Annotated in this window: 13 protein-coding genes; 5 read left to right on the top strand and 8 right to left on the bottom strand. The window is 60.1% G+C overall.

Annotated elements, in window-relative coordinates; all coding sequences use genetic code 11:
- Positions 1-107: 107 nt before the first annotated feature.
- Complete coding sequence (phaR, locus tag GM655_RS07840) at positions 108-671, bottom strand: polyhydroxyalkanoate synthesis repressor PhaR (RefSeq protein ID WP_155433965.1); 564 nt, start codon at positions 669-671, stop codon at positions 108-110.
- 197 nt (positions 672-868) lie between these two features.
- Positions 869-2,602 carry a class I poly(R)-hydroxyalkanoic acid synthase gene (phaC, locus tag GM655_RS07835; RefSeq protein ID WP_155433964.1) on the bottom strand — a complete coding sequence of 578 codons (1,734 nt, stop codon included), beginning with the start codon at positions 2,600-2,602 and terminating at the stop codon, positions 869-871.
- Positions 2,603-2,648: 46 nt separating this feature from the next.
- Between phaC and GM655_RS07830 the strand changes: the two genes are divergently transcribed.
- On the top strand, positions 2,649-2,903 hold the full coding sequence (locus GM655_RS07830; RefSeq protein ID WP_155433963.1) for a hypothetical protein: 255 nt from the start codon (positions 2,649-2,651) through the stop codon (positions 2,901-2,903).
- A gap of 17 nt (positions 2,904-2,920) precedes the next feature.
- Here GM655_RS07830 and pgeF read toward each other — a convergent pair whose 3' ends face one another.
- Positions 2,921-3,712 (bottom strand): peptidoglycan editing factor PgeF, encoded by a 792-nt coding sequence (gene pgeF / locus GM655_RS07825; RefSeq protein ID WP_155433962.1) that lies wholly within the window; start codon positions 3,710-3,712, stop codon positions 2,921-2,923.
- Positions 3,712-4,758: an RluA family pseudouridine synthase gene (locus GM655_RS07820; protein ID WP_371866730.1), complete on the bottom strand. Its 1,047-nt coding sequence runs from the start codon at positions 4,756-4,758 to the stop codon at positions 3,712-3,714. The genes pgeF and GM655_RS07820 overlap by 1 nt, the downstream gene beginning before the upstream one ends.
- A 63-nt stretch (positions 4,759-4,821) precedes the next feature.
- Here GM655_RS07820 and GM655_RS07815 point away from each other — a divergent pair, with 63 nt between their 5' ends.
- Positions 4,822-5,622 (top strand): outer membrane protein assembly factor BamD, encoded by an 801-nt coding sequence (locus tag GM655_RS07815; RefSeq protein WP_155433961.1) that lies wholly within the window; start codon positions 4,822-4,824, stop codon positions 5,620-5,622.
- Between the two features lie 123 nt (positions 5,623-5,745).
- On the opposite strand, the gene yaaA is transcribed toward GM655_RS07815, so the two are convergent.
- Complete coding sequence (yaaA, locus tag GM655_RS07810) at positions 5,746-6,516, bottom strand: peroxide stress protein YaaA (RefSeq protein ID WP_155433960.1); 771 nt, start codon at positions 6,514-6,516, stop codon at positions 5,746-5,748.
- Positions 6,517-6,551: 35 nt separating this feature from the next.
- Between yaaA and GM655_RS07805 the strand changes: the two genes are divergently transcribed.
- From GM655_RS07805 to GM655_RS07795, 3 genes are read left to right on the top strand one after another with little or no spacing between them, the layout of a single operon-like run.
- Positions 6,552-7,013: a putative toxin-antitoxin system toxin component, PIN family gene (locus tag GM655_RS07805; protein WP_155433959.1), complete on the top strand. Its 462-nt coding sequence runs from the start codon at positions 6,552-6,554 to the stop codon at positions 7,011-7,013.
- A 30-nt stretch (positions 7,014-7,043) separates the two neighbouring features.
- On the top strand, positions 7,044-8,222 hold the full coding sequence (locus tag GM655_RS07800) for a pyridoxal phosphate-dependent aminotransferase (RefSeq protein ID WP_155433958.1): 1,179 nt from the start codon (positions 7,044-7,046) through the stop codon (positions 8,220-8,222).
- Between the two features lie 17 nt (positions 8,223-8,239).
- The gene (locus GM655_RS07795; RefSeq protein WP_155433957.1) at positions 8,240-9,190 is read left to right on the top strand and encodes an HD-GYP domain-containing protein; all 951 of its coding nucleotides are present in this window, start codon (positions 8,240-8,242) and stop codon (positions 9,188-9,190) included.
- 4 nt (positions 9,191-9,194) lie between these two features.
- On the opposite strand, the gene GM655_RS07790 is transcribed toward GM655_RS07795, so the two are convergent.
- The 3 genes from GM655_RS07790 to mshL are packed head-to-tail and all read right to left on the bottom strand — an operon-like array spanning position 9,195 to position 13,015.
- The gene (locus GM655_RS07790; protein WP_155433956.1) at positions 9,195-10,340 is read right to left on the bottom strand and encodes a tetratricopeptide repeat protein; all 1,146 of its coding nucleotides are present in this window, start codon (positions 10,338-10,340) and stop codon (positions 9,195-9,197) included.
- A complete protein-coding gene (locus GM655_RS07785; protein ID WP_155433955.1) occupies positions 10,337-11,224 on the bottom strand; it encodes an ExeA family protein in 888 nt (295 codons plus the stop codon). Before GM655_RS07785 ends, GM655_RS07790 begins: the two co-directional genes overlap by 4 nt.
- Positions 11,225-13,015: a pilus (MSHA type) biogenesis protein MshL gene (gene mshL / locus GM655_RS07780; protein WP_229632414.1), complete on the bottom strand. Its 1,791-nt coding sequence runs from the start codon at positions 13,013-13,015 to the stop codon at positions 11,225-11,227.
- Between the last annotated feature and the right edge of the window lie 9 nt (positions 13,016-13,024).

Below are 13,024 nucleotides of genomic sequence, written 5' to 3'. Positions count from 1 at the left end.
ATGTCGAGTTTTTGCAATACAGATACGAAAACGGCACGACCACACAGGTGGACATGCCGTTTTGTCGCGTGCACCGGCCCGAACGGACCGGCTATACGGTAGAAAACTTATTTCTTTTCGGTCGGAGCTGCACCGGGGGTGAACGGGAAAGTACCGAACAGGTTCTTGCTCTGGCTCTGCATCTGCTCCTGCATCTGCACGAACAGGCTCTTGCTCTGGTCGATGTAGTTGTTCATCATGCCCTGCATCATAGGGCCTTGCACGTTCATGAACTGGGTCCACATTTCCGGGCTGAAGGCTTTGCCATCGAGGCCGCCCACGGCACTACCCGTGAACTTGCGCTGGATGTCGGTGAAGGCTTGCACGTTCTTTTCCAGATACGAGCCCATCATGCCCTGCATGGCGTGGCCGTAGAAGCGGATGATCTGGGCCAGCACATCGGTCGAGAACATCGGCACGCCGCTGGCCTCTTCTTCCAGAATAATCTGCAGCAGGATGCTGCGGCTCAGGTCTTCATTGGTCTTGGCATCAACAACGGTAAATTGTTCATTGTCCAGCACCAGCTGTTTCACGTCCGTCAGCGTGATATAGGAACTGGTCTGCGTGTCATACAGACGGCGGTTCGGGTATTTTTTAATCAGACGGTCAGCATTTTTTTTCGTACTACTCATCACAAGTCCGTTTATTGCGCCGCAGCGCATACTCCATCAATTCGAAAAAAAGAAGCGAACCCTGGTCCGCTTTCCCAGTTACCTACACCTATTATAGAGGGGAAAAAGCATAAGTTGCACTAACCATCTTAACTATGGGTCTTATTGCAACGCAACGAAGTTGAGTTTTACTCATACTTCTGCCCCCGGCCTCGCACTTAATCAGCCTTGGCCTTGACGTAACGCCCCGGTGCCGCTTCGATGGGCTGATAGCGCGTATTGCCCACTTTTGCCTTGGCTTTGACGTCTTTACCGCCATGGGTAGCAAGGAAATCTGCCCACTGCGGCCACCAGCTACCCGGCACTTCGGTGGCGCCGGCCAGCCATTGCTCGGCATCCTGACGCTTGCTGCCGCGCGCCGGTGTGGCGTCATTGACCCAGTAGCTGCGCTTGTTTTTGGAGGCCGAATTGATCACACCAGCGATGTGGCCCGAAGCGCCAAGCACAAAGCGGTTGGCCCTGGCTTTGCCCGGATTAAGGATGTTGATCGACTCAAACGCCGAGGTCCACGGCACGATGTGGTCTTCGCGCGAGCCATAGATGAACACGGGTGCCTGTATGGCCGTCAGATCGACGGCCGCGCCGGCCACCTTGAGCTTGCCCGTCTTGAGTTTGTTTTCCAGATAGGTGTTACGCAGATACCAGCAGAACATCGGCCCCGGCAGATTGGTGCTGTCCGAGTTCCAGTACAGCAGATCGAACGCGGGCGGTTCATTACCCTTGAGGTAGTTGGACTGCACATAGTTCCACACCAGATCGTTCGGCCGCAGGCTGGAGAAGGTGCTGGCCAGATCGCGCCCCGGCATCAGGCCGCCGTCACGGAACTGCTGTTCGCGCAGCGCCACCTGGGTTTCATCGACGAACACGCTGAGCACACCCGTGTCGGCAAAGTCGAGGAAGGTGGTCAGCAGGGTCAGGCTGGCAGCCGGATGCTGGTCGCGCGCCGCCAGCACGGCCAGCGCCGTCGAGACCAGCGTACCGCCCACGCAGAAGCCCAACATGTTGAGCTGCTGCTGGCCGCTGATTTCCTGCGTGACTTTGATAGCTTCGATCACACCATCCTGCACATAGTCATCCCAGCTGGTGCCGGTCATGCTCTTGTCGGGATTGCGCCACGAAATCAGGAACACGGTATTGCCCTGCTCTACTGCGTAGCGCACCAGCGAATTTTCCGGCTGCAAGTCCAGAATGTAGAACTTGTTGATACACGGCGGCACCATCAGCAGCGGACGCTGGTGCACGGTAGGCGTCAGCGGCGCGTACTGGATCAGCTGGAACAGTTCGTTCTCGAACACCACGGCACCGGGCGTGGTGGCCAGATTGCGGCCCACTTCGAAGGCGTTCTCGTCGGACAGGGAAATATGGCCCTTGTTCATATCGGCCAGCATATTCGCCAGGCCTTTGGTCAGGCTCTCGCCCTTGGTTTCGATCAGCTTCTGCTGGGCTTCCGGATTGGTAGCGAGGAAGTTGGCAGGCGACATGGCGTCGATGATCTGCTGCACGGCGAAGCGGATTTTCTGCTTCTGCTGCGGCGTAGTCTCCACCGTATCCACCATGGCATTCAGGAATTTGGCATTGAGCAGGTATGATGCCGCATTAAAGGTCGACATGGGATTGCCCTGCCATGCGGGCGAAGTGAAGCGACGGTCCGATACGGATGGCGCCTTGCCGGCCAGCACATCCTGCCACAGCTGGCCGAAATCCTGCAGATACTGATTTTTCAGCGTTTCCATGGCTTCAGGCTTTACCGATGCACCGACCTCCTGCATCATGGCGGCCAGTGGATTGGCTTCCGTACTGGGGGCCAGATTAAACCAGGATTGCCATTGTCCGGGGTCGCTCATCTGCGACATCCATGCGTTGGCAATAGCTTGAGGGTCGGGCAAATTCATGGTTGATTCCCTAAAAATTAGTTAAAAATCTTTACCTGGATTGCGTATGCTGATTGTTGCTGTAGCCTGGATTTACGTGGTTGGCCTGATGGCATTGACCGAACCGACCGTGGTTGCGGGAATTGTAACGTTTTTGTTCTACTGCGTGTTGCCACTGAGCACCCTGATCTACATTTCGGGCACAGGCAAGCGCAAGGCCAGACGGCGCGCTGAAGAACAGGCAGCGCGCGAGGCGCGCCAGTCGGAAGTGACTACGGAAGCCGGAGCGCACAGCCCGGCGCAGGAACCCGCCCGAGACTAAGTCCGAACGGGCCTGTTTCATTTGATCCAAATCAACGAGCCTTGCCGGCCCGTGACGCCATCGCGGCGGTAGGAATAGAAGCGCGCGCCATCGCTGGCCGTGCACTCATTGCCGCCGTACACGGCTTGCACGCCGGCTGCACGCAGGCGCAGACGCGCCAGCGCATAGATATCGGCCAGATATTTATCGTCTTTGCCGGCCACGGGTAAGAATGCGGCCAGCGTGGCTTCCACATCGCCGCCGGCATGGGCCGCATGGCGCTGGAAGATTTCCCGCACTTCGCCTCCCACTTCGAAGCGGCTGGGCCCGATGGCCGGCCCCATCCACGCCGTGATGCCCAGCGCGCCTTGATCGCGCATGGCAGCCACCGTCTGTTCCAGCACGCCATCGGCCAGACCGCGCCAGCCCGCATGGGCCGCGCCCACCGTCTTGCCCAGCGCATCGCAGAACAGCACGGGCAGACAATCGGCCGTCATGATGATGCAGACTTTGCCGGGCGACGAGGAAATGCTGGCATCGGCCTGCGGCACCTGACCGGCAGCCACGGTAGCGATATCTACCACGGCCGTACCGTGCACCTGCTCGAGCCAGACCGGCTCGGATGGCAAGGCTGCACCGAGCAGCGCACGGTTGCGCGCCACCTGTGCAGCGTCGTCGCCCACATGGGTGCCCAGATTCAGCCCGCCCTGCCCTGCGCCATCGTCATACGGCGCTGAACTGACACCACCGAGACGGGTGGTAGACAGCACGCCTACCCGATTGGGCAGGCCCGGCCAGTCCGGCACCAGCCACTGCGTGCTACCCGTCATCAGACTTGTTCCGGCTCGGCGATGCCAGCCTTGGCGATCAGTTCGGCGAAGTCTTCTGCCAACGGCACCAGCCATTCGCACTGCTCGCCCGTGGCCGGATGCACCAGACCCAGCCGGCGTGCCTGCAGCGCCTGACGCGGGAACACGCTGGCCAGATGCTGCTTGCCGTACATGACGTCGCCCACCAGCGAGAAGCCGATCGACATCATGTGCACGCGGATCTGGTGGGTACGGCCCGTCTCCAGACGGCACTGCACCAGACTGACGGGACGGCGATCCAGCTCGCCCGAGGCCAGCACCTGATAATGGGTGATGGCCGGTTTGGCGGAGAAATTGGTGGAAATCGCCATCTTGATGCGGTCTTTCGGGTGACGGCCCATGGACGCGTCGATGGTGCCGTTCAGGCGCGGCGTACCCCACACCAGCGCAAAGTACTCGCGCTTGACGGTACGGGCGGCCAGCTGGCGCACCAGATCGGTCTGGGCCGGCAGGGTCTTGCCCACCACCATCAGACCGGAAGTGTCTTTGTCGAGACGGTGCACGATACCGGCACGGGGCACGCCCGCCAGCTGCGGGCAGTGATGCAGCAGGCCGTTGAGCAGCGTGCCGGACCAGTTGCCATTGCCCGGATGAACCACGAGACCGGCCGGTTTGTTAATCACGATCAGGTGTTCGTCTTCATAAACGATGTTCAGCGGAATCGGCTCCGGCTTAAAAGCCTCGTCTTCTGGCGCCGGTTGGGGCAGAATGACGATCTTCTCGTCGCCGTAGACGGTATCCTTGGTGCTTTTGGCCACTTTACCGTCGACCGTGACGTGGCCGTCGGTAATCCACATTTGCAGGCGGCCACGGGAGAATTGCGGCACCAGATGCGAAATGACCTTGTCCAGACGCTGACCACACACTTCCGAGCTGAGGTTCAGTTCTATCGGCGCCAGACCATCCTCGTCATCGCCGAATTCACTGTCGTGGTCGAGCAGCAGATCGGTGTCGGTTTCGGGGGTGGCGGAAGATTCGGCCAAATTCGGCTTTGGAGTTAATATCACGGTAATCCTATCGGCTATAATTAGCCTCGTAAAACTTTGGTTAAACAGCTTCTTGCAAAACTTATGCAAAAAAAATTATCAGTAGTTGCAGCAACGTTGGTTCTGCTTAGTTTGTCCGGTTGCGGTCTGTTCTCGGAGAAGGCTGACGAGACGAAAGGTTGGAGCGCTACGAAATTATACTCGGAGGCGAACGAAGAGCTGGAAGGTCAGCACTACGAACGTGCAATTCAGTTGTATGAGAAGCTGGAATCGAGCTATCCGTTCGGCACTTACGCCCAGCAGGCGCAAATGCAGATCGCTTATGCCTATTACAAATCGCAGGATCAGGCCCAGGCACTGGCAGCGGTCGAGCGCTTCATCAAGCTGCACCCGAATCACGCCAATGTCGATTATATGTACTATCTGCGCGGCCTGATCAACTTTAACGACCAGATCGGCTTCCTTAACTTCATTTACGAGCAGGATGCCACCGAACGCGATCCGAAAGCCACGCGCGAAGCGTTTGCCGCGTTCAAACAGCTGGTCGAAAAATTCCCGAACAGCAAGTATACGCCAGATGCGATCGACCGTATGCGTTATCTGGTCAATGCCATGGCTTCCTACGAAGTACACGTAGCGCGCTACTACTACCGCCGTGGCGCCTATCTGGCAGCAGCCAACCGCGCCATGGGCATCATGAACGATTACCGCGATTCGCCGGCTATCGAAGAAGCCCTGTTCATCATGATCCGCAGCTACGACAAGCTGGGCATGACGGAACTGCGCGACGATACTACCCGCGTTTTCAAGCTGAACTACCCCACCAGCAAGTTCCTGGATGAAGGCAAAAAAGCCGATCGCCAGTGGTGGCAGTTGTGGAATTGATCGGCTAAATAAGCCGGCAGCAGAGAAACCGGGATCACCATCCCGGTTTTTTTATGCGCTTGCGGGGCAGTTTGCGGCCGATTATGGGGCCGTTTTACATCTGCTTGCCGGCTTTACAAAGTTTTACTCGGCCACTTTGCGGCGGAAGATCCAGTTGGTCTCGGTCGAATCCTTGGCGTCAAACGCATAGCCGTCGAGGTCGAATTTCTTCAGCTTCAGCGGATCACGGATATTCTTGATGGCGGCATAGCGCGCCATCAGTCCTCGGGCCCGCTTGGCGTAGAAGGAAATGATTTTGTACTTGCCGCCCTTCCAGTCTTCGAACTGGGGCGTAATCACCGGCAGTGCCAGTTTTTTCGGCCGCACGGATTTGAAGTATTCGGTGGAAGCCAGATTGACCAGCGTGGTGGCGCCCTGCTCGGCCGCCGTGCGGTTGAGCGCTTCAGTAAGCGTATCACCCCAGAATGCGTACAAATCCTTGCCGCGCGGGTTGCTCAGGCTAGTACCCATTTCCAGCCGGTGGGCATGGATCAGGTCCAGCGGACGCAGCAGGCCATACAGGCCGGACAGGATGCGCACGTGGTTCTGCGTGTAGGCCAGTTGGGCCGGTTTCAGGCTGCGGGCGTCGAGGCCGGCATACACGTCACCATTGAAAGCCATCACCGCCTGACGGCCTTCGCTGGTATCGCGGCTCCAGCTCGCATAGCGTGCCACATTCAGGGCCGAGAGATTGTCGGACAGGTCCATCAGTTCACCAAGCTCCTGTGGTGCCAGTTCGCGCAGGCGCTCGATCAGCTCGGCGGAATGGTCGAGGAAGTCGGGCTCAGTATGCAGTTTGGTGGTCGGAGGCGTCTCCAGATCGAGACTTTTGGCAGGCGAAAGCACTATCAGCATAAAATTTCACATCAACATAAATACAAAACAGCAACATGATACCTGTTCCACAAAAAGCCATCCCGCGCATCGTCATCGACACCAATGTCTGCCTCGACCTGTTCGTGTTCCGCGACCCGCGCTGGGGTGCGCTGGTGGCCGCGCTCGAGAGTGGCGCCGTCGAAGCCGTGACGCGTTCCGACTGCCGCGACGAATACCACATCGTGCTGCGCTACCCTCACCTGCCGCTCGACGACAGCAACCGTCCCGCGGCGGCGGCCCGCTTCGACCAGCTCATCAAAGTGGTGGCGCCCGAGACGTCGCCGTTACTGCTGCCCGTCTGCAAAGACCGCGCCGACCAGAAGTTTCTCGAAATCGCGCGCGATGCCGGCGCCAGCGTGCTGATCACCAAAGACAAGGCACTGCTCAAGCTGGCCAAGCGCCTGAGCCGGGCCGGCATGTTCAAAGTGCTGGTGCCGGAAGCCTGGACACTGGAAGCCTGCGAGACGCTGAGCTAGAATCAAACACCGTCCATTATTCCCTAGCCCATGAGCCATCCTGCCGCCGCCCCGACCACGCCTGTTCTGAATAGCCGCCTGCCTGCCGTAGGCACCACCGTATTTAGCCGCATGTCGGCGCTGGCCGTGCAGGCCCAGGCCGTCAATCTGGGTCAGGGCTTCCCGGATTTTGCGTGCGAACGCAGCCTGATCCAGGCCGTCAACGACGCCATGCAGGCCGATTTCAACCAGTATCCGATGATGAGCGGCGCGCCCGTGCTGCGTCAGGCCATCGTGGCCAAGATCGCCAGCCTGTACGGCCATCAGTATGATGTGGAGCGCGAAATCACCGTGACAGCGGGCGCCACACAGGCACTGACCACGGCCATCCTGTGCTGCGTGCATCCGGGCGACGAAGTGATCGTCATCGAACCGACTTACGATAGCTATGTACCAGCCATTACCCTGTCCGGCGGCATACCCGTGCTGGTGCAGATGGAAACCGGCGCCGGCGGCTACAGCGTGCCATGGGACAAGGTGGCCGCCGCCGTCACGCCGCGCACGCGCCTGATCATCATCAACACCCCGCACAATCCGACCGGCAGCGTGCTGCGTGCCACTGACCTGCAGGCGCTGGCCGACATCGTGCGCGGCACCGACATCCTGCTGCTGTCGGACGAAGTGTACGAACACATGGTGTACGACGGTGCGCGCCACGAGTCCGTGTGCCGCTATCCGGAACTGGCCGCGCGTGCCTTCGTCGTTTCCAGCTTCGGCAAGACTTACCACGTGACGGGCTGGAAAGTGGGCTACGTGGCAGCACCGGCCAGCCTGATGACCGAATTCCGCAAAGTCCACCAGTACAATGTGTTCACTGTGAACACCCCCATGCAGCACGGCATAGCGGCCTATATGGCTGACCCCCAGCCCTATCTGGAGCTGCCAGCGTTCTACCAGCGCAAGCGCGATCTGTTCCGCGCCGGCCTGCAAGGCTCGCGCTTCGAGTTGCTGCCAGCCGACGGAACCTACTTCCAATGCGTGCGATACGATAGAATCTCCCAGCAAACCGAAGCGGAATTTGCCGAATGGCTGACCACGGAGATCAAGGTAGCGGCGATACCCGTCTCGGCGTTCTACCAGCAGGGCAAGGAATCCGGCATCGTGCGCTTCTGCTTTGCCAAAAAAGATGAAACACTGACTCTCGCCTTAGAGCGACTGCAAAAAATATAAATCGGGGACCAGGCATCATGAGCGAAACCATGGCGGCGGCCGCACCTTCAGTGCTGCGCCGGCTCAACCTATCCAATCAGCGGCTGGAAAAGCTGCTGCACAATCTGCGCAACGAACATCAGGCCGAGAGCGAGCTACGTGCGATCGCGCTGGAAGTGCTGCAGGCCGTCGACATCCAGCCCGATATCGCACTGGCCAGCATATTGCTGTGCCAGATCGCCGGCAGCTATGCCGTGCGCCACTGCATAGAAACCGCCATCGTCACCATCATCGCCGCCCGTGGCCTGCAGCTCGACGCCGGCCAGACCCAGACGCTGGCGGCGGCAGCCCTGACCATGAATGTGGGCATGCTGCGCCATAACGAGAGCTTCCAGCACAAGCAATCTTCGCTGAGCCATGAAGAAATGGCCGTAATCCGGCGCCATCCGGAAGAGAGCGTCAACCTGCTCAAGCATGCGGGCATCGATGACGACGAGTGGATTTCCTGCGTGCTGCTACACCATGAGAACGATGATGGCAGCGGCTATCCGGCCGGTGTCGCCAGCCCCGAGGTGACGCGCAATGCCAAGCTGCTCAGTCTGGCCGACCGCTATTGCGCCCAGGTGTCAGCCCGTAACTACCGCCGTTCCATCGTGCCCGATCAGGCGCTGCGCAATCTGCAACAGGACCGGCAAGCGCCCGTCGATCCGGAACTGCTGCAGTTGTTCCGGCTGGAGCTGGGCGACTATCCGCCCGGCACGCTGGTGCGTCTGCACAATGGTGAACTGGGTGTGGTCAGCGGTCGCCACGATGGCAGCGGCGGCCAGCCCATCTGCTGCCTGCGTGATGCCGACGGCAGTACCCTCACCCCGCCCGTACAGCGCAGCAGCAGCGCAGCGGACTATGCCATCAGTGCCGCACTGAGCGAGGATGAGGCCGGCCTGCGCTTCAGCATGAAGCAGATCTGGGGTGAACAGGCCAGCCTGTAAAGAACTAGCGCGACAAGGCGTCGAGTTTACGCTCAACAAAAGCTTGCAGCTCGGCTGACAGGCCGTTCGCTGCACGGGCGCGACGGTAAGCTTCGCGCGCTTCGGCCGGATGGTTGTCGGCTTGCAGCGATATGCCCAGCCCCATCCACCAGATGCCGTTTTGCGGCGTGAGCTGCAGCGCATTGCGGTAATGCTGGGCCGCTTCGGCGTGGCGCTGTTCGCGCTGCAGCACACCAGCCAGGAAAGCGTGGTATTCAGGATTGCTGCCGGCGTATGGCAATGTCGTCAGCAAGGTCTGCAGCGCCGGGCCGCCTTTTTCGAGTTGCAAGCGCGCCAATATCATGGCCAGCCCCGGCTGGCGCGGGTCTATGCCCAGTGCCAGCCGCAACTGGCGCACCGCCTCGTCATTACGCTTGTTCTCGAGCAGCAGGCTGATATAGGTCTGGCGTGCCGCTTCATTGCGCGGATCGATTTCCAGCGCCCGCTCGAAATCCGTCAGCGCGGCATTGATGCGGCCTTCCTGCAAAGCCACCAGCCCGCGCCGGTAAGTATTTTCGGCCATCAGCTTGGGGCTCAAATTGTGCGTGATGGTGCCCGCTTCGCCTGTTTCATCATTGCTGCGGGCCGTAGCGGCAAGCTTGCGTTCACTCTTGGCCGCCAAGGCTTTCGGTGCCGCCGTCACTTTGTCGGCTGGCACCACGGCCACGCTTGCCGCTTCCGCTGGCTTGGCCGGTGCTTCGGCGGCTTTCCTGTCCGCTTTAGCGGCAACAGCCGCCGGCGTGCTGGTGGCCGCCGCCCCCCCTACGGGCGTTAGTTCCAGCGGTGCAGCTGTGGCCACCGGCGCAGTCGCGCTCTGGCTGGCAGCTGGTGCTGAAACGATGGCTGCCGAGGTTGGGGCCGATGCGGGCGCCGGCGCTGCAGTCGCCACCACCCCGAGCGCATGGGCCGCACGCTGGCCCTGCCAGTAGTGCCAGCCATACCAGCCGCCTGCTGCCAGCACGACGACAGCCAGCGCTAGTGCGCCGAGCTGGTACTTGCCATGCCGGGCCGCCGGCACCTCGACGGCGTGCAACTGCTGCTGGCGCATGGCGCCATCAGCGCTGCCACCGCGCGCATCGAGGTCCTGTAACATCTTGTTTATCAAACTCATTTCATCAACGCCCAAGTCAGTCCGCCTGCGGCCGCAGCCACTACCAGCCCGGCCAGCCACCACACCCAGCGCTTATCGCGGGTCACAGTATCGCTGGCCGCCAGTCCTACATGGCGTTTCGTTACCTGCTGTTTACCTTCACCGTAACATACCATCAAAGCCTTGTTGGCCATAATGTTAATCAGCCGCGGTATGCCGCCGCTGGCCTTGAACAAGCTGCTGATGGCGCCTCGGCTGAACAAGCGGCTACCCGTATAGCCGGCCACACGCAGACGATGAGCCAGATAGTACTCCATGTCGTCGCGCGTCAAAGGCCCGAGATGATAGTGAAAAGTAATGCGCTGGGCCAGCTGGCGGATGGAATTGGCTTGCAGATGCTGGTTCAGCTCAGGCTGGCCGAACAGCACGATCTGCAGCAGCTTGCGCTTTTCCGTCTCCAGATTGGTCAGCAGGCGCAGCGCTTCCAGACTTTCCAGCGGTATGGCCTGGGCTTCATCGAGGCACAGCACCACCTGCTTGTCTTCGCGCGCCAGTTCCATCAGGCGCAAGGTCAGCGATTTCAGCAACTGGTGCTGGTCCACGTCGCGCTGCAGCGGCAATTCCAGTTCATCCGCCAGTGCCAGCATCAGCGTGCGCGGTTCCAGATACGGATTGGGAATATAGGCCGTGACAAAGCCCGCCCCCAGCGAGGCCATGAACTTGCGGCATAACAGCGTCTTGCCCGTGCCCACTTCCCCAGTAATCTTGATAAAGCCTTCACCACTGCGTGCCGCCACCAGCAGCGTGTTGAGCGCCTGCTGCGAATGGGGGCTGGTAAAGAAGAAGCTGGTGTCTGGCGTGATGCCAAATGGCATCTCGCTCAGACCGAAGTGAGCCTGATACATTTACTTGCGTCCCCCGTTGCGCGGCGCCAGTTGCTCAATACGGCGGCTGGCTTCGTCGAGGTCCTGCGCATAGCTGGCTGCGCCGTCAACGATGGTCGGCTTAATCAGCACCACCAGTTCGCGCTTGACCATGCTGCGTTCAGTATTGCGGAACAGGCCACCGACGAGCGGCACATCGCCGAGACCGGGCGCCTGGCTATTGTCAGACACGGCAGATTGGCGCATCAGCCCGCCGATGGCGACGATACGGCCATCCTGGCCACGCACCATGCTATCCATTTCCGAGGTGCTGGAAGCGGCCAGCGGCAGTTGCAGCGAACCCGCCGCCCCCAGATTGACGATCTTGTTGACGGTAGACACCTGGCTGACCGAAGGATGGACGTGCAGCATGATGTTGCCGTCTTCATCGATCTGCGGCGTCACATCGAGCACCACACCGGAAAAGAATGGCTGCAGCGTCACGTTAGGGCTGGTGGTATTGCCGCTCACATTAGAATTGGTGGTGGTGCTCACGCCCGTCACATAGAATTCGTCGGTACCGATTTTCAGCACGGCCTTCTGGTTATTCATGGTGGCGATACGCGGGCTGGACAGCACATGCACCGAACCTTGCGATTCAAGGAAGGAAATCATGGCGGCAAAATTACTGGTCTGGAACGCCATACCGAACAATGTACCGGCATTATTGGCCGCGTTCGACAGCGTGTAGCCGGCGCTGGCGCTGATCCCGGCCGTGCCGCCACTGGTCATCACTGGCGGCTGTCCACCGGCCGCTGGCAAAGGCGCCAGCGAGGTGCCCGGCGCAATCACGCCGCCCGAAACGCGATTGCTACCGCCGCCGCCAAAGGATGCAAAGCTGGCCCAGTTGACGCCGCTCTGGTAGCCACTATTGAGCTGCACTTCAAGAATTTTGGCTTCCAGTATCACCTGCCGCTCCACCGCCAGACGGGTGGCTTTCAGATACTGCTCGACTCCGCGCAGTTGCTCTGGCAACGCGCGTACCACCACCACGCCGGACTGCGGGCTGATGACGACGCTGCGTCCTTCGCCCGTGCCACCGACCAGGGCCACCAGTGCTTCCTTCAGATCAGTCCAGAAGTCCGTGGCGGAAGCAGTCTTGACGTTGCTGGCGTCTTCCAGCACGTATTGCTGGGTCTGGCCTGGCTGCTGCGGCTGGTTAGTCTGACCATTGCTGCCCAAGCCGGAATTCCCCCCCGCGCTACCCTGGCCTGCCGTCATCGAGCCCACCGTGTTGACCGAAGTCGAGGACACGCGCACATTGGAGGTACCTTTGCGCGTAGCGCTCAGGTAGTTGACCTGGAAAATACGCGTCTGCATGGTCAGCGGACGGATGTAGATACGCGTGCCTTCCACCTTGTAATCGTAGCCATACATTTCACGCACGGCGTCGAGCGCTTCGAACAGCGTGACGTCTTTCAGGTTGGCCGAAATCGTGCCCGTCACATCGGGATGCACCAGCATGTTGTAGCGCGTGCCTGCCACGATGGAATTGAAGAATTGCTGCACCGGCACCTGATTGAACGAGACATTAAACCGTTCTTCCATCACGGTACGGGCTTTCGGCAATTCTGCCGCCAGCGTGCTGGCCGCTGGCGGCAGCAGGGCCGCTTCCACTGCGGCCGGCGTGGCGGCCGGCGCATGTGCGGAAACTGCGGCAGCCTTGAGCTGCTGATCGATGCTGTTATACGCGTCGCGCGGCGCTTGCGTCTGGCAAGCCGCCAGCATTGCCGACGCGCCTAGCACGCCTGCCCAGTAGATCATTTTTTGCATGTAAAGCTC

The organism is Pseudoduganella danionis, assembly GCF_009720775.1.
Lineage (GTDB): Bacteria > Pseudomonadota > Gammaproteobacteria > Burkholderiales > Burkholderiaceae_D > Rugamonas > Rugamonas danionis.
The sequence above is the reverse complement of the archived record's forward strand: the minus strand, read 5'-3'. Positions and strand labels throughout refer to the sequence as shown.

What these genes read in the sequence shown, in the direction of transcription:
- phaR (WP_155433965.1), bottom strand. Translation starts at nt 671, where the DNA reads ATGAGTAGTACGAAAAAAAATGCTGACCGTCTGATTAAAAAATACCCG.
- phaC (WP_155433964.1), bottom strand. Translation starts at nt 2,602, where the DNA reads ATGAATTTGCCCGACCCTCAAGCTATTGCCAACGCATGGATGTCGCAG.
- GM655_RS07830 (WP_155433963.1), top strand. Translation starts at nt 2,649, where the DNA reads ATGCTGATTGTTGCTGTAGCCTGGATTTACGTGGTTGGCCTGATGGCA.
- pgeF (WP_155433962.1), bottom strand. Translation starts at nt 3,712, where the DNA reads ATGACGGGTAGCACGCAGTGGCTGGTGCCGGACTGGCCGGGCCTGCCC.
- GM655_RS07815 (WP_155433961.1), top strand. Translation starts at nt 4,822, where the DNA reads ATGCAAAAAAAATTATCAGTAGTTGCAGCAACGTTGGTTCTGCTTAGT.
- yaaA (WP_155433960.1), bottom strand. Translation starts at nt 6,516, where the DNA reads ATGCTGATAGTGCTTTCGCCTGCCAAAAGTCTCGATCTGGAGACGCCT.
- GM655_RS07805 (WP_155433959.1), top strand. Translation starts at nt 6,552, where the DNA reads ATGATACCTGTTCCACAAAAAGCCATCCCGCGCATCGTCATCGACACC.
- GM655_RS07800 (WP_155433958.1), top strand. Translation starts at nt 7,044, where the DNA reads ATGAGCCATCCTGCCGCCGCCCCGACCACGCCTGTTCTGAATAGCCGC.
- GM655_RS07795 (WP_155433957.1), top strand. Translation starts at nt 8,240, where the DNA reads ATGAGCGAAACCATGGCGGCGGCCGCACCTTCAGTGCTGCGCCGGCTC.
- GM655_RS07790 (WP_155433956.1), bottom strand. Translation starts at nt 10,340, where the DNA reads ATGAGTTTGATAAACAAGATGTTACAGGACCTCGATGCGCGCGGTGGC.
- GM655_RS07785 (WP_155433955.1), bottom strand. Translation starts at nt 11,224, where the DNA reads ATGTATCAGGCTCACTTCGGTCTGAGCGAGATGCCATTTGGCATCACG.
- mshL (WP_229632414.1), bottom strand. Translation starts at nt 13,015, where the DNA reads ATGCAAAAAATGATCTACTGGGCAGGCGTGCTAGGCGCGTCGGCAATG.